This window comes from Segatella copri (assembly GCF_009494835.1).
Lineage (GTDB): Bacteria > Bacteroidota > Bacteroidia > Bacteroidales > Bacteroidaceae > Prevotella > Prevotella copri_F.
On the sequence record NZ_VZBE01000069.1, the window covers coordinates 1 to 17,419 of the forward strand.

At 46.2% G+C, this 17,419-nt stretch carries 7 protein-coding genes and 2 pseudogenes; 5 read left to right on the forward strand and 4 right to left on the reverse strand.

All coding sequences use genetic code 11. From position 1 onward, the window contains the following. Nucleotides 1-127: 127 nt before the first annotated feature. The 4 genes and pseudogenes from F7D47_RS14800 to F7D47_RS09860 all read right to left on the reverse strand — a co-directional run bounded on the left by F7D47_RS14800 (nucleotide 128) and on the right by F7D47_RS09860 (nucleotide 7,741). Entirely contained in the window at nucleotides 128-1,960 is a 1,833-nt protein-coding gene (locus F7D47_RS14800; protein ID WP_153098429.1) for a RagB/SusD family nutrient uptake outer membrane protein, read from the reverse strand. Nucleotides 1,961-1,988: 28 nt separating this feature from the next. Continuing rightward, nucleotides 1,989-4,940 (reverse strand): annotated as a pseudogene (locus tag F7D47_RS15130) (SusC/RagA family TonB-linked outer membrane protein). Nucleotides 4,941-5,041: 101 nt separating this feature from the next. Beyond that, nucleotides 5,042-6,484: pseudogene (locus tag F7D47_RS09855) on the reverse strand (alpha-L-fucosidase); the annotation flags it as partial. Nucleotides 6,485-6,520: 36 nt separating this feature from the next. After that, on the reverse strand, nucleotides 6,521-7,741 hold the full coding sequence (locus F7D47_RS09860) for an ROK family protein (RefSeq protein WP_153085187.1): 1,221 nt from the start codon (nucleotides 7,739-7,741) through the stop codon (nucleotides 6,521-6,523). A gap of 425 nt (nucleotides 7,742-8,166) precedes the next feature. Between F7D47_RS09860 and F7D47_RS09865 the strand changes: the two genes are divergently transcribed. From F7D47_RS09865 to F7D47_RS09885, 5 genes are all read left to right on the forward strand, one after another. Continuing rightward, entirely contained in the window at nucleotides 8,167-9,132 is a 966-nt protein-coding gene (locus F7D47_RS09865) for an ROK family protein (RefSeq protein WP_153085188.1), read from the forward strand. Nucleotides 9,133-9,192: 60 nt separating this feature from the next. Further along, nucleotides 9,193-11,184, forward strand: a complete 1,992-nt coding sequence (locus F7D47_RS09870; RefSeq protein ID WP_153085189.1) for a glucosamine-6-phosphate deaminase — start codon at nucleotides 9,193-9,195, stop codon at nucleotides 11,182-11,184. A 24-nt stretch (nucleotides 11,185-11,208) separates the two neighbouring features. Then, entirely contained in the window at nucleotides 11,209-13,551 is a 2,343-nt protein-coding gene (locus tag F7D47_RS09875; protein ID WP_153085190.1) for a family 20 glycosylhydrolase, read from the forward strand. Nucleotides 13,552-13,560: 9 nt separating this feature from the next. Then, complete coding sequence (locus F7D47_RS09880; protein ID WP_153085191.1) at nucleotides 13,561-16,704, forward strand: glycoside hydrolase family 2 TIM barrel-domain containing protein; 3,144 nt, start codon at nucleotides 13,561-13,563, stop codon at nucleotides 16,702-16,704. 347 nt (nucleotides 16,705-17,051) lie between these two features. Continuing rightward, nucleotides 17,052-17,408 (forward strand): P-II family nitrogen regulator, encoded by a 357-nt coding sequence (locus tag F7D47_RS09885; protein ID WP_006848366.1) that lies wholly within the window; start codon nucleotides 17,052-17,054, stop codon nucleotides 17,406-17,408. The last annotated feature ends 11 nt before the right edge of the window (nucleotides 17,409-17,419 follow it).

Below are 17,419 nucleotides of genomic sequence, written 5' to 3' on the forward strand. Positions count from 1 at the left end.
AGGTCGGAAAACGAAAGTAGGAGGAAAACTACTTCGTTTTCCTCCTACTCGATTTTTAACATGAGTCATACTACCTGGAAAGTAGACAAGTCATGTGACTAGCTTATGAATTGATTACTTAAAAAGTTTACCTCTTCAAGTTCGGGTTCTTCTCAACGTCTGTTGTTGGGTAAGGACAGTAAATTCTATCCTCTGTCCAAGAACCAGAAACTGTGACACTTTCCTTTGCTGTAATGTTCTTACCGTTCTCTACTGCTACTACGAGAGGAGCATTAGCAACGCGGTAGTCGAAGTTCTTCTTCAACTCGTCCATACGAAGCTCGTCAGAACGACGTGTAACCATTGATACCCAGTTACCAGCAATTTCCCATCCGTGCTCGATGTAGCAAGCCTCAGCCAGCTGAGCTGCGCTCATGTTGTCGATGTTTACGATAGAACCATCACTAAGAGTAACGTTATCTACGTCTGCAGAATTTACGGCACGTTGACGAACCTGCTTCAAGCATTTCTTAGCTTCTGTCAAGTCAGAGAGACCAGCACGGGCTGCACTCTCAGCATACCAGAGGAGTACCTCTGAATAGCGGATAAGGTTGTGACGGCGGTCGTTAACCATACCACCCCAGTTAGGAGCAGTATAATCGTAAGGTGCGCGAAGCATGTTACCTTCAGCATCACTGTTTACAGTGAAGATAGTGAACATAGGGTGATACTCCTTAACACATTTCTTGCCCTTTTCGAACAAGAGCTTTTCGTATTTGCCATCGACCTTTCTAATAGTCTTCTTAGGACTATCCTTCTCTTCTTTGATTTTTTCATCCAATTCCTTGATCTGTTTTGCGAGATCTTCAGGGTTAGTCTTCATTGTAACAGGAACCCATTTATCTTCTGAAGGAATTTCCCACCAATCACAATCTGCAGTAATTACAGTACCATCCTGGAAGGTAATCTTTGGAGCGTAGATGGCGTCCTTACGCGGACCAGCTGGATATCTCTTCCAGAAAGCAATCTCACCCCAGGCGTCACCCCAACCACTATCACCGAGACTTTCGAAACGGCAGCAAGAAGAAAGCTGAGAATCATGATCCCACCAACCCTTGGCGTCGTTGTTGATACCGAGCACGGTTTCCATGTTGTAGTTGTTGCCCATAGAGTAAACGTCCTTCCAGTCTGGATTCAGGATGAAACCATAGTTGCTATTGTTGTCGATGACAGACTTAGTCTGCTCTGCAGCGAGCTTGTAGTACTCTGTACCCTTGTTAAGAGGGTAACCAGCCATAGACATATAAACAGCAGCCAATGTAGATTGTGCAGCCTGCTTGGTAGTCCAAACATCAACTCCGAACAAGCGGCTAGGCTCCTTCTCGTACTTGGTAGGAAGCTCGTTGACAGCTGCCTTCAAGTCTGAAACAATCAAGTCATATACGTCAGCTACACTTGATGGAGCAACATCCAACTGGGTAATATCGGTACCAGTAATCAATGGAACAGGACCGAAAACACGTACCAGATAGTAGTAAGCGTATGCACGCCAGAAGTGAGCGTTACCCAAAGCTACATTGATTTTTTCCTGTGCTACACCTGCATTACCTGCACCTTCTACTATCAGGTTAGCAGCTTTGATAGCAGAATAGTGCTGGTTCCAGGCATCTGTTACACCCTTGTTGGCACCATCGGATGCAAAAGCATCGAGGGCTGCACAAGCCTGCTTGTTTGAACCAGGGTTAGCTGTGATATCGTCGCCCTGCCACTGTGGGTACATAGGGTTAGTCCAGCTCTGGGTCTGGTTGATTCTATCGTACAAAGCATTGCAGCTTTGAATGAGGTCATCTTCGCTATTGAAGAAGTTTTCTGGAGTTAACTGTCCCTTAGGCTCCTCATCCAGGAAATCGCCACAAGACGAGAATGTAAGCAAGGATGTTGCCATGAGACAACCCATATATAATAATTTTCTAGTTCTCATAATTATTTCTGTTTTTAGATGATTGAAGTTAGAAGTTTACACGAACACCCATTGTGATGGTACGAGGATTAGGGTAAGCACCCATATCCAAACCATTATCACGGTCTACAGAATCTCCGAATGATGCACCTGCTGGGTCAATACCCTTATAGCCTGTGATAGTGAAGACGTTCTGAGCTGAGAGTGAAAGGCGGATGTCTGCAATCTTGGTCATACTACGTGGGAATGTGTAAGCGATGCTGATATTCTCGCAACGGAAATAGTCTGCATTCTCCAACCACTTGTCTGAGTTACCGTATGTCTTGTTCTCTGCATCGATAGAAGGCATTGTAACACCAATGTTGCTGAAGTAATCCTTGTCGGTTACGAACATTGAAGCTCCTACCATTGAGTTCATGGCGAAGCGTACCATATTCAGACGCTTAGCACCGAAGGCTGCATTGCAGAATACGTTGAAGTCCCAGTTCTTGTAGGTAACGGTGTTGTTCCAACCAAATGTAACGTCTGGGTTTGAACGACCTAATATGAAGCGGTCCTTTGATGCATCTGGATTAGCGGTCTTGCTTCCGTCTGCAGCGTAATACATGTCAACAAACTTACCATCTGCATTCTTTTCTACACCAGCCCACTTGAAGCCGTAGAATGTACCGATAGCCTCACCTTCCTTGATGATGGTACATGGCTCAACAGTACCAGGAGAAGGAGTCTGACCATAAATGATAGGATCCTCTGCTGTCATCTTGGTTACCTTGTTCTTGATGTAGCTGGCATTTAATGTAGATGACCATGACCAATCCTTGGTCTGGATAATCTGTGCATTGATGGTTGCATCAAAACCCTTGTTGCTTACCTCACCGGCATTTACCCAATATCTGGTTCCGCCCAGGTAGCCTGGAGATGAGGTCTGCAAGAGTGCATCCTTGGTCTTCTTGTCGAAGTAGTCTAAGCTGACGCTCAAACGGTTGCCGAAGAAACCGAAGTCAACACCGAGGTCAAACTGGTGAACCTTCTCCCATGTCAGGTCTGGTGTTGCAAGGCCATTTGCCCAGTAACCTGTGTAAGACTGATTGGTACCGTATGTGAAACCTGTAGTTCCCAATGCACCAAGTGTAGAATATGGAGCGATATCCTGGTTACCGATGATACCATAGCTGGCACGGATCTTCATGTACTCTACAGCATCCTTGATTGGCTCTCAGAATTTCTCATTTGAGATAGTCCAGGCTGCAGCTACAGATGGGAAGTAACCCCACTTCTTGTTGGTAAAGCGACTGGAACCATCCGCACGGAAGGTGCCGGTCAACATATAACGGTCTGCATAGTTGTACATAACGCGAGCTACACCAGAGAGCATAGTCCACTTGCTGTAGCCGTTGCTAGGACTCTTGGAAGCTGCATCTGCTACGTTCCAGTAACCCAACTGCTCGTGAGCAAGGCCTGTACCGGAAATACCCATGCTGCGAACCTCGTTTGAGGTAACTTCCCATACTCCTGTTGCTGTCAAACCATGATCGCCCCACTTGTTGCTGTAGGTCAAGTTGTTGGTTGATTGCAATGCGGTAACGGTAGCATCGTTGTTGCCCATTGAATTACCAGACTGGTTCACCTTGGTAGACGTGAAGTTATACCACTTGTAATCGTTGTAGTCGATACCATTGGTTGTGGTGAATGTCAAGCCCTTGAGAAGGTTGAACTTCAAGTCAACGTGACCAGTTACCATGGTACGCTTGCGGTCGTTGTCACCACCATGCAGAATACCGTAAGGGTTGTTCTGGATGTTGTTATATGGGTCCTTGTTATACTTACCGTTTGCATCCATCATCTCCATAGTAGGAGAGTAGTTCAAACCTACCCAGATTGGGTTAGACTGGTTCTGACCGAAACCTACACCAGAATTGTTTGTCTGAGAAAGATTGAGGTCGGCAGTCAATTCCAACCAGTCGAATACCTTATTGTGGATATTTGCCTTGAGAGCATAACGCTTAGAACTTGTGTCTGTAATAACACCCTTCTGGTCCATATAGTTAGCAGAGAAATAGGTCTGAGTCTTCGCGTTACCCTGTGAAATAGCTACCTTATAGTTCTGAGTAATACCTGTCTGGAGTATCTGGTCCATCCAGTCGATACCAGAATCTGTACCATCCAAATAACCCTGAACTGCACTCTGAGCTACACCCTTATGGTCAACCAAAGCCTGTGCATATTCCTTGGTACCCATTACCTCAGGTATATTGTAAGCGTTAGAGAAACCGAAGCTACCGTCGAAAGTAACCTGGGTAACACCAGCCTTACCGCTCTTGGTCTGTACCATCACAACACCATTGGCACCACGGGCACCATAGATAGCGGTAGAAGATGCGTCCTTCAATACCTGGATGCTTTGGATATCTTCAGGGCTGATACCCTCAAGACCTGTCTCGCGAACGATACCGTCTACTACGTAGAGAGGGTCGTTGCTCTTGTTTACGGAACTGGTACCACGTACACGAATCTTCATGGCTCCACCAGGAACACCGCTTGACATTACTTGCACACCAGACATACGTCCGTTGAGGGCATCCTCAACACGTGCAACAGGCTGGTCCTTGAAATTCTTGCTGTCCAAAACTGCCACAGAACCTGCCAAGTCAGCCTTCTTTACTGTACCATAACCGATGACTACGGTCTCTTCAAGCATGTTGGCATCATCCTGCAAAGTGATGTTGAGCGGACTACCGCTCCATGTGAGGGTCTGTGATTTGTAACCCACATAAGTGATGGTAAGTTTGGCACCCTTTTCGATGTTGCTGAGGGTGAAGTTACCATCCAGGTCAGTTACGGTTCCACCGGTCTTTCCTTCGATTCTGATGGTAGCGCCGATGATAGGTTCTCCGGTAGCGTCTTTAACAGTACCTGTACATGAGTTTTGCTGCTGGGTAGCTGTAGCAATGGTAGAATTGCTTTGAGCAGCCAATGCAGAAACAGTGCAAAGAGGTGACATCGCACCTAAAAGCGCTGCAAAATACAAATTTGCTCTTTTGTTCATAGGGCTATTATTTATTGTTAGTTATAAAATTTTTCGTACTTTTTTTCTAGTTATTAGAATGCTGAAACAGAGTTTATACAAGGGCATCCCTTTGCATCGTTGATTACGATGCGGATGCCACTTGTAGTAATCTTATCGAAGCGAAGTATTCGCTTGTAGCCGATAGTGGTAGTCTCTTCCTTAGGGTCGAGCCTTACCCAGTTCTTGCCTTGTTGGTAATAGATTGAGAAGGCTTTTACGCGCTGCCCCAGAGGTATGTATTCCTGGAGCATGAGGCGTGTGATAGATTTTGGTTTTCCGAGTTGAAACTCGATATAGGCATCTTTTTTCTTTTTAGAAGCCCAGAAGGTGTCATATTGGCCGTCTGTGATATTCTTGCCAATGTGCTTGCCTTGCTGACTGTCTACTTTAGGTGTGATGCCTTTCAGTAGATTGACAGATAATTCTTGTCGGATTTTCCTGTGGAAGTTTACTGCATTTGCAGAATCGATAGGGTGGATGAGTCCATCCTTGTCTACCGGGAAGTTGAGTAACATGGTAGCGTTGTGTCCTACACTCTTGTAGTAGAGGTTGCACAGGTCTTCAACGGTTTTTACCTTACTGTCTTCTTTCTCATGGTAGAACCATCCCGGACGGATAGAGACATCGCACTCAGCTGGTGTCCACTGGTCGCCGTCTTCCCATCCAAACTGCAACTGTTTGTAGTCTTTGAAGCCTGGATAGACGGTGTTGGATGGTATTGTAGACCAGCAGGTCTCGCCTGCAAATCCATTTTCATTTCCTACCCATCGGCATCCCGGTCCGCCATCACCGAAAAGAATGGCATTGGGTTGTAAACTGTCAACAATTTCGAAAATTCTAGGAAAATTGTAGTAGTTCCTTCTGTCGATGGTTCTGCTTTCTTCGGCACCTCCGTACCAGCCGTCTCCTCCGTTGGCTCCGTCAAACCATACTTCGAAAAGTTCGCCGTAGTTGCTCAGAAGTTCCTTGAGCTGGCGCTGGTAGAGCTTCAGGTAGTAGGGAGAACCGTAGCTTGCCTGGTGTCTGTCCCAAGGCGAGAGGTAAACTCCGAATTTCAAACCGTATTTCTTGCATGCTTGGGAGAGTTCTCCTACCACATCACCTTTACCATTCTTATAAGGTGTGTTGCGGATGCAGTAATCTGTGGTGCGTGTAGGCCAGAGGCAGAAGCCGTCGTGATGTTTGGCTGTAATGATGACTCCTTTCATGCCCGCAGCAACCAGGGTTCTTGCCCATTGTTCGCAATCCAGTTTCTTAGGATTGAAGGTCTTTACATCCGAATTTCCGTATCCCCATTCCTTATCATTGAAGGTGTTGAGCCCGAAATGGATAAAAGCATAGGTTTCCAGTTTCTGCCATGCCATCTGCTTGGCGGTTGGCACAGGTTGGATGGGATCTACCTGGCTGTAGGTGCGCTGGGCAGCAGCTGTTATGGCTGCCAGCCCCAGGCATAGTGCAACAAGAAGAGACTTCTTCATACTTAAAATAGGTTTTGTATTGGTTGTTTAAATTCCTTATTTGTCGATGTTCTCATTCAGAAGCCGGTATCTTGCCATCAGACAGGCTCCCGTGATTCCTGCAAGACCTTTCAGGCTTGAGGTAACGATTTTAGAATCCTCATTCATGATGTTGAGAGAGAATTTCTTGATACCCATCTTTACCGGTAGCGTGAGGTAGTCGCCTGTAACCGACATTTCTCCTCCGATGACCAGCATTTCTGGGTTGAAGATGTTGATGACTCCTGCCAGCTGTTTGCCAAGTTCATCTGCTATGCGCTGCAGTGTGGCAAGGCTCAGTACATCTTCCTTTGCTATGGCGTCCAGGATATCCTGGAGTGATAGGTCTTCATTCTTTTTCAGAACTCTTTCAGAGAGGATGGAAGTCTTTCCTTCCTTTATCTTCTCGATGAGTTTCCTTTTGAGTGCTCTGCCCGAAACTTCTGTTTCTATGCAACCAATCTTGCCGCAGTGGCAGATAATGTTGTTGTTGTAGGCAGTCATGTGACCGAATTCGCCAGAATATCCCGACTTGCCGTAATAGAGTTTGCCGTCGATGATGATTCCGATTCCGATGCCCCAGCATACGTTCACGAAGATGGCGTCTTTCAGACCTTTGCACTGTCCCTTAATCAACTCGGCGAAAGCCATGCTCCGGGTATCGTTCTCGATACATACAGGTAGCTGTATGAGTTGAGTCAGCTTGTCGACCAATGATTCTTTCAGGAAGGTGAACATGTTGTAGGCATTTCCCTGTCCAGGATTCACGCGCTCAGCCACGTTCACGCAAACTTGAAGAATTTCTTCTCTTGAAACAGGAAGGCTTTCGATGAACTCATTGATGATTCTGCTTATCTCTTCCAGGTTTTCAGGAGAGTTCTCATATACGTAAGGCACTCTTGTTTTTTCGGTAATCAGATTGCCTGCGAAGTCGCTTGCTGCAAGTGCCAGGCAGTTCATCTCAGGATTGACGCCGATGAAGTAGCCTGCTGTTGGAACGAGGTCGTAAACCATCGGGATGCGTCCCGAAGAATTGTCTTTCTTTCCAATCTCTCTAGCGAGTCCTTCTTTTATCAACTCGTTGAGGGCACTTGTTGTTGTCGGTAAGCTAACTCCGATAGCCTTCGACATCTCTGGGATGGTGGAGGCTCCGTGAGAGATAAACTGCTCTAGGAGCTTGCCCTGAGCTGAGGGCTTTTTGTTTATCTTTCTAAGATATTTTATTAAGTCAGCTTTCATAACTAATATTTTTTAGTTGCAAAGATAAGGTTTTTCTGTATTGGTGCAATATTTTTGCTGTTAATAAAACTTAAACGGCGAAAAATAGTATACTTTTCGTCGTTTTCGGACATCTTGTTTTCTTCTATACCTTATTATATATAGAGAGAGGTTGGATACGTAAGTGCACAAAAGGGGGTTACACTTAATCGGCATCAGATGCGAACAAAGTACAGGTATTTCAGCCGTAAGGAGACTTAAAGTATAAAAAATGTTTCTGTTTTAGAAATATTAACGCTATTTTCATTGTTGTGTTTGATAAAACTAGTAACTTTGCAAAATAAAATATTTTAGTAACGAACTGAGCGTTAATAAAGAATTTAATAAATGAAAGTTTGTATCGCTCCTCGTTATTTTTCGATTTTAACCTATTAATTAAAAGAAGTATGGAATACGATGTAAAGTCTTTAGTGATTGGCTTGGATTTGGGTGGAACCAATTCCGTTTTCGGCATCGTTGATGGGGACGGAGAAATAATAGCTACAACCTCAATCAAGACCCAGACATTCCAATGCGTGGAACAATACGTAGAGGAGTCGGTAAAAGTTGTGATGCAGATAGTAGAACAGGTAGGTGGTATGGAGAAAATTCGTGCCATGGGCATCGGTGCGCCTTGTGGTAACTATTACAAGGGGACCATTGAAAATGCAGCAAACCTGGTATGGGCAAAGGGTATTGTACCGCTGGCTGACATGTTCTCAGAGAAACTGGGCATTCCGGTTGCTATTACCAATGATGCAAATGCAGCTGCTATGGGAGAAATGAAATATGGTGCTGCGGTTGGCATGAAAAACTTCGTAGAACTCACTCTCGGAACAGGCGTAGGATCGGGTATCGTGGCTAACGGGCAGCTGATTTATGGTTGCGACGGTTTCGCCGGTGAGTTGGGACACATGGTAGTGGATCCTGACGGAAGACCATGCGGCTGTGGCAGAAAGGGCTGTCTGGAGACCTATTGTTCGGCTACAGGCGTGGTCCGTACTACCTTGGCCATGCTCGAAGTATCAACCGTGTCAACTGAGCTGAGAAATATTCCAAGGGAAGAAATTACATCTTATGCGGTTTATAAGGCAGCCATGGCAGGAGATACACTGGCACGGGAAGTGTTCAGACAAACCGGTACAAGAATCGGCAAGGCCTGTGCTGAGATAGCTACCTTTCTGAGCCCGGAGGCTTTTATCTTCTTCGGAGGATTGGCACAGGCTGGCGATCTGCTCTTCCGTCCTATCGAAGAAGCATATAACGAGCATGTGCTCTCATTATATAAAGGTAAGGCTAAGTTCCTGATGAGTGGACTGGATGGTGCCAAGGCGGCCATCCTGGGTGCTGCGGCAATGGCATCTGAACTCTAATCCGTCATTTTAAAAAAAGAAAATATAACATAACCTATTTATTTAAATACAGATAAAGATATGAGACTCAATCTTAGTTCACAAATCGTACTCAATAAAGTACCTGTAGAGTTCTACAAGCCAAAGACGACTGTAGAATACTCTGAAATCTCCAGAATGGAGAAGATTCATACAGACATCTTTGCATCTATGGCAGAAGGTGCCAGTCATGTAGCTGACAAAATAGAAGCTGGTATCAAGGCTGCACAGCAGGAAGGCAAATTCTATGTGATGGCGCTGGGTTCCGGTTCTTCTCTCTATTCTGTATACGATGAACTCGTTCGCCGTTACAACGAGAAGACCCTGAGCTTCCGCAATGTTGTTGTATTCAATGCATACGAATATTATCCGCTCCAGAAGGACAGCTCTCTCCGTACCATCAACCAGTTGAAGGATCGTTTCCTCAATCATGTGGATGTGGCTGAGCAGAACATCTTTACACTGGATGGTTTTGTGGCACAGGATGCCGTACAGGACAGTTGTCGTCTTTATGAGCAGCGTATCAAGACCTTTGGCGGTCTCGATGTAGCCCTCCTAGGTGTAGGCCGCTCGGGTAATATTGCAGCCAACGAGCCAGGTTCGGGCATCCAGTCAATGACCCGTATCATCCTCATCGGCAATACCTCTCGCGAAGAGATGGAGAACAGTGAGCAGACCAAGGAAACCATTCCTCCATGTTCGCTCACCATGGGTATCGCTACCTTACTCTCTGCCAAGAGTATCTATTTGACAGCCTGGGGCGAAGAGAAGGCAGAGATTATGCAGAAGGTGGTGGAGAACTCTATAACAGATACCCTGCCGGCATCATTCCTTCAGACTCATCCGAATGCTCATGTTGTCATCGACCTGGGTGCAGCTCACCATCTGACGCGTATCGAGCATCCATGGCTCGTAACTTCATGCCAGTGGAGTGATAAACTGGTGCGTTCGGCACTGGTATGGCTCTGCCAGAAACTCGGTAAGCCTATCCTGAAGTTGACCAATAAGGATTATAATGAGAACGGACTGAGCGAACTTCTGGCTCTCTATGGCTCAGCCTACAATGCCAATATCAAGATTTTCAATGATTTGCAGCATACCATTACCGGATGGCCAGGTGGTAAGCCAAATGCCGATGATACCTATCGTCCGGAGCGTGCAACACCATTCCCTAAGAAGGTTATTGTATTCTCTCCACACCCAGACGATGATGTTATCTCTATGGGAGGAACTATCCGCCGACTGGTACAGCAGAACCACGATGTGCATGTAGCTTACGAAACATCAGGAAACATTGCTGTGGGTGATGAGGAAGTAACAAGATTCATGCACTTTATCAATGGTTTCAACCAGCTTTTTGCAGACTCAAAAGACAGCATCATCTCTAATAAATATAAGGAAATCAAGACCTTCTTTGCCAAGAAGAAGGAGAGTGACTTCGATACGAGAGATATCCTGACCATCAAGGGACTGATCCGCCGTGGTGAGGCTCGTACCGCTTGTACTTATAATGAAATTCCGCTTGACCATGTCCACTTCCTCGACCTGCCATTCTATGAGAGCGGCAAGATAGAAAAGTTGCCAATGACCGAGAAGGATGTAGAGATAGTGAGAGCTCTGTTGCAGAAGGTGCAGCCACATCAGATTTATGTAGCCGGCGACCTTGCTGACCCTCACGGAACCCACAAGAAGTGTACTGATGCCGTTCTGGCAGCTATCGACGAAGAGAAGAAAGCGGGTGCAGAATGGTTGGAGGACTGTCGCATCTGGATGTATCGCGGTGCCTGGGCAGAATGGGAGATTGAGAATATCGAAATGTGTGTTCCATTGAGCCCTGAGGAGTTGCGGGCAAAGCGTAACTCTATTCTCAAGCATCAGTCGCAGATGGAGAGTGCTCCTTTCTTGGGTAATGATGAGCGCCTGTTCTGGCAGAGAGCCGAGGACCGTAACCGTGCTACTGCATCGCTCTACGACCAGTTGGGTCTGGCATGCTATGAGGCCATGGAGGCTTTCGTGGAGTACAAACCATTGTAATACTTTATTAATATATTTAATGTCATGGCAAAGTTCAATCGTTTATTAGGCTCGTTTGTAGCCTGTGCAGCGATGCTGGGTGGTATCTCCACTCCGGCATCTGCTGCCGATATTAATATTATCCCGATACCGGTGAAGACTCAGGTACAGAAAGGTGAGTTCGTATTGCCACAGAAGGTGGTAATCGCTTACCAGACGGCTGAAGGCAGAAATATCGCCCAGTACATGGCAGACAAACTGAAGGCTTCTACAGGTTATGAGGTAATGGTAGGTGGAAAGAAGGGGAATATCTCTATACAGATTTCTCCTTCGCTGAAAATTGCCGAGGAAGGTTATCGCCTTACCGTAACCGCCAAGGGGGTTGTTATCAAGGCGAAGACCGCCAAGGGCGCCTTCTACGGTATGCAGAGTTTCATGCAGTTACTCCCTGCCCAGATAGAGAGCGCAACCCGGGTGGATGGAGTGAAATGGGTAGCACAATGCTGTGATATCCAGGATGCTCCACGCTTCGGCTACCGTGGATTCCATCTCGATCCATGCCGCCATTTCATTTCTGTCGAGAATGTGAAGAAGCAACTGGACCTGATGTCTATGTTCAAGGTGAACACCATGCACTTTCATCTGACGGAAGACCAGGGCTGGCGTATCGAAATCAAGAAATATCCTAAACTTACTTCTGTGGGCAGTATCCGTACCGAGGGCGATGGCTCTCTTTATGGCGGTTTCTATACCCAGGAGCAGATCAAGGAAATAGTGGATTATGCTGCCAAGCGCTATATTACCGTGATTCCGGAAATCGACCTTCCTGGTCACATGATGGCAGCTATCTCTGCTTATCCTTATCTTTCATGCAAAGGTGAGCAGTGGTCGTTGAGAACAGTTTGGGGTGTAGAGGATATCGTGATGTGTCCGGGCAAGGAAGATATGTTCCGCTTCCTGGATGACATCTTTAGTGAGATTGTTCCTCTCTTCCCAGGTAAGTACTTCCATATCGGTGGCGACGAGTGTCCGAAGACCAGTTGGAAAAACTGTCCTACCTGTCAGAAGCGTATTCAGACTGAAGGCTTGCAGGCTGAAGGAAAGCATTCGGCAGAGGAAAGACTGCAGAGCTACGTTATCAAACGCATAGAGAAAATGCTGGAGAAGCGTGGCAGAAAGATTATCGGATGGGACGAGATTCTGGAAGGCGGATTGAGTGAGAATGCTACCGTGATGTCATGGCGTGGAACGGAAGGAGGTATCGAGGCTGCCATGCAGAAGCATGATGTCATCATGACGCCGGGCAGCGACGGTATGTATCTCGACTGGTATCAGGGCGACAGCAAGGTGGAGCCTGTAACCATTCCTAGTCCTCCTAGATATCTGGCTTCTACCTATAATTATAATCCGGTACCTGATACCATCAAGGCGTTGGGACTGGCTCGTCATATCCTGGGCGTTCAGTGTAACAACTGGTCGGAATATATGTATTCCAATGCCAAGATGGAGTATATGATGTATCCTCGTGCCATTGCTCTCTCTGAGATTGCATGGTCGCCAGTGAGCAGGAAAAACTTCAAGGATTTCTGCCGCCGACTAGATGCAAACAGTGTTCGTCTGGACGAGCGCCATATCCGTTATCATATCCCATTGCCTGAGCAGCCTTTCGGTTCTTGTGATAAGGTGGTCATTACTGGGGATACTGCGGTAACTTTTACCACCTCGCGTCCTATGAAGATGGTTTATACATTGGATGGAAGTACACCAACTCCTTCTTCTTCGGCTTATGCAGAGCCTATCAGGGTGAGTGGAAACACCATCATCAAGATAGCAACCATATTGCCTTCAGGCAAGATGAGCCGTATCAGAACCGTTGATGTTGAGAAGCAGACTTATGCTCCTGCTGTTAAGGTGGAGGGCGCAAAACCTGGTTTACAGATGAAGCGCATTAAGGGCAACTATCTGAAGGTTGACCAGCTGGAATGGGCTGATGCTGCCTGGGAGTGTGCAAACATCGAGGGCTTGGAGCAGATGAAGATTCAGCAGAAGGATGATGCTGCTACCTTGCGCGGTGCCAATAATTATGCAGCCATCGCTGAGGGCTACATCAATATTCCGGAGGATGGTGTCTATTATCTCTCTTCCCGTCTGGAGCAGGTTTGGATTGATAACAAACTCATGATCAGCAATGAGGGGGATGTGAAGGCTGGTACCAATCATGATACTTCTGTAGCATTGGCTAAGGGATTGCATCCTTTCAAGGTGGTTTTCCTCAGCAATATCGTTGGCGGCTGGCCTTCATGGTGGAGCAGTCTCGGCATTGAAATGCGCAAGGACAGCGAACAGAAGTTTACACCAGTAGATAACTCTATGTTTTTCAGAAAATAATAAACAGATATGAGCATCAGAAATATAGCAAATGTATCGCTTTGCCTCGCCTTGCTGTCTGTCGGCAATGGCGTGGCGGCTCAGAACGAGTCGCGCTGGCATAATGTGGATATCAACCAGCAGAACCGCGAACCTCGCCGTGCTGCTTTCTTTGCATACGAGACCCTTGACAAAGCACAGAGTTTTGACAAGAAGAAGTCGGCCAACTATCTTTCGATGGAAGGCATGTGGAAGTTTAACTTCGTGAAGGATCATAACAAGCGTCCTGCCAACTTCTATGCAGCCAACTATGACGATTCGGAGTGGAAGGATTTCCCTGTACCGGGGCTGTTCGAACTGAACGGTTATGGAGATGCTACTTATAAGAATGTCGGTTATGCCTGGGCTACCCAGTTTGACCCAAATCCTCCTTATATCAGCGAACTCAACAATTATACGGGTTCTTATCGTCGTACCTTCGAACTTCCTAAGGACTGGAAGGGCAAGGATGTCTATTTCCATGTTGGTTCGGCTACCAGCAACCTGACCCTTTGGGTGAACGGCAAGTATGTGGGATATAGTGAAGACAGCAAGGTGGCTGCCGAGTTTAATATCTCCAAGTATCTGAAGCCGGGCAAAAACCTGATAGCTATGCAGGTGATGCGCTGGTGCGATGGTTCTTATTTCGAGGATCAGGACTTCTGGCGCTTTACTGGTATAGCCCGTGAGGTTTATCTCTATGCACGTCCGAAACTTCATGCTGCCGATATCCGTCTTGATGCCGGTTTGATGAATAATTATCGGGATGGTATCCTGAACTATCAGATAGCGCTGAAGGGCGGCAAGACTGATGTGACTGTTGCCTTGTGCGATAAGGATGGCAAGCAAATAGCATCGGCTACCGGAGCTCAGGGTGTAATCAAAGTACCAAAGGTGAAGGCTTGGACTGCTGAGACACCTTATTTATATAAGGTATACATCTCTCTGAAGAATAAGCAGGGGGTAGCGGAGGTGATTCCGCAGAAGGTGGGCTTCCGCAATGTGGAAATCAAGAACGCCCAGTTGCTGGTGAACGGCAAGCCTGTACTGATTAAGGGTGCCAACCGGCATGAGATGGATCCGGATGGTGGATATGTGGTAAGTGTAGAGCGCATGATTCAGGATATCAGAATCATGAAACAGTTGAACATCAATGCGGTTCGTACCTGTCATTATCCTGATGATCCTCGCTGGTATGAACTCTGTGATGAATACGGACTGTATCTTACTGCTGAGGCTAACCTCGAATCTCATGGTATGGGATATGAGGAAAAATCACTCGCTAAGTTCCCTGAGTATCTCCAGACTCACATCGAGCGCAATGAAGGTAATGTGAAAAGTTTTATCAATCACCCTTCTATCATCGTATGGAGTTTGGGTAATGAGTGTGGTTACGGCATTAACTTCGAAAAGACCTATGACTGGGTGAAAGCGCTCGACAAGACCCGCCCTGTTCAGTATGAGCGTGGCGGTTATGACAGCAAGACTGATATTTACTGTCCGATGTATATCGACTACGAGGAGAGTGAGAAATATTGCAAGAGTGATGGTGTTAAACCATACATCCAGTGCGAATATGCTCATGCTATGGGTAATTCGGAAGGTGGTTTCAAGGAATATTGGGACCTCATCCGTAAGTATCCTAAGTATCAGGGTGGCTATATCTGGGACTTCGTAGATCAGGGCATTCGTGACAAGAGTCCTGTCACCGGTAAGGAAATCTTTACTTATGGTGGAGATTACGGCCGCTATCCGGCAAGTGACTATAACTTCAACTGTAATGGTATCATTGCTCCAGACCGCCGTCTGAATCCTCATGCTTACGAGATTCAGTACTATCATCAGAATGTATGGATCAAGGACCTGGATGCTGTGAATGGTGCTTTCAAGGTTTACAACGAGAACTTCTTCAAGAATATCGATGACTTGAACCTGACAGCTACGGTTTATGCCAATGGTGTAAAACTGGCTACAGTAGAGATTCCTGAAACAAAGGGTATTGCTCCTCAGGCTACCAAACTGATCAAAAGTGATGAACTGAAGTATGCGGTGGCAGAGGCTGAATCGAAGCATGCAAAGGAGGAGATTGTTCTTAACTTTGCTTTTGCAAGCGATGGCACACAGCCGCTGGTAGACAAGGGCCAGGTGATGGCTCGCCAGCAGTTTATCATCAGCGATTATCAGTTTGCCAAACCGGCGGTTCCTGCTGTTGCTGCTGCGCCAACCAAGAAGGGTAAGGTGCAGGAGACAAGCAGTATGGAGGTGGAGGAAACCAACTCTTATGTGAAGGTCAGCGCACAGAGAATGTCTGTTACCATCGGCAAGAAGACGGGTATGATAGATTATCTCGATGTAGATGGTGAACCGATGTTGAAGTTCCGTGAGAGTATGACTCCGGAATTCTGGCGTGCTCCTACCGATAATGACTATGGAGCATCTCTGCAGAAGGAGATGAGAGTATGGAAGAACCCGCAGATGACTCTGAAGTCTTTCGACAAAAATGTGAGTAAGGACAATGTGGTGCTGACAGCTCTCTTCGATATGCCTGAAGTGAAAGCTCAGCTGATGCTCCGCTATGACATCAGTGCTGCGGGCGAGGTGAATGTTACCCAGAAGATGACTACCGACAAGGAGGTTCAGGTTGCCGATCTGTTCAGATTCGGTCTGCAGTTGCAGATGCCTGCTACTTTCTCTAAGCTCGAGTATTATGGTAGAGGTCCTGAAGAGAACTACGTAGATCGTCATTCATCTGCTTTTATCGGCAAGTACGAGTCTGACGTGAAGGATGAATATTATCCATATATCCGTCCGCAGGAGAGTGGTAACCATACCGATATCCGCTATTTCTCTATCTTTAATCCAACCACCGGCAAGGGAATTACCTTCGAGGGGTATGAACCTATGGAGTGCAGTGCCATCCCTTATCTGGTAGAGGATTTGGATTCTGGTATCGAGAAGACGCATGCATGGGGACAACACAGTGGTGATCTGGTGGATAAGGGACTCGTGCAGTTGCATATCCAGAAATGCCAGTATCCTTTGGGCTGCATCGACAGTTGGATGACCAAGCCTATGGAGAAGTATCGTCTCCATTATGCTGATCGTGAATTTACATTCAAAATAAAGGCAAAATAAAATTTCTGTTATAAAACTCAGATATATGCGGAAATACGGGTATAAGATTAAGTTTAAATAATAAAGTGACCCTAGTTTTAGGGTTGAGAGTTTGTTTTTAGGTTTGCCGCTTGAGGGGTCTTTGGGGCCTTTCAAGCGGCTTTTTTATTGCTTGTTTCAAAATGAAACGAATAATGTGTAATTTGCTTTCATTTTGTTTCGTATTTTAAAAAGAACTATGCAAAATAATAACTAAACGAAAATATGAATATCAAAAAGTAAGTAATATTGCGAAATGTTAAGCAAAATGTCGTACCTTTGCACCAGAAAATAAACAAAATGTAAATTAATTAATAGGAGAGATTAACATGAAAAAGATTGAAGCAATCATCCGTAAGACTAAGTTTGAGGATGTAAAGGAAGCTTTGCTTGCCGCCGACATCGAGTGGTTCTCTTACTACGATGTAAGAGGAGAGGGCAAGATGAGACAGGCTCGAATCTACCGTGGTGTCATGTATGATACCAGCAGTATCGAGCGAGTGTTGCTGAATGTTGTCGTGCGCGACAAGAACGTAGAGAAAACGATTAATGCCATCCAGGAGGCTGCCCGTACAGGCGAGATTGGTGATGGTCGAATCTTTGTAATTCCTGTAGAGGATACCGTAAGAATCCGTACAGGTGAAAGAGGCGACATCGCTCTCTATAATGCTGAGCAGGAGAAATAAAATGCTAATTG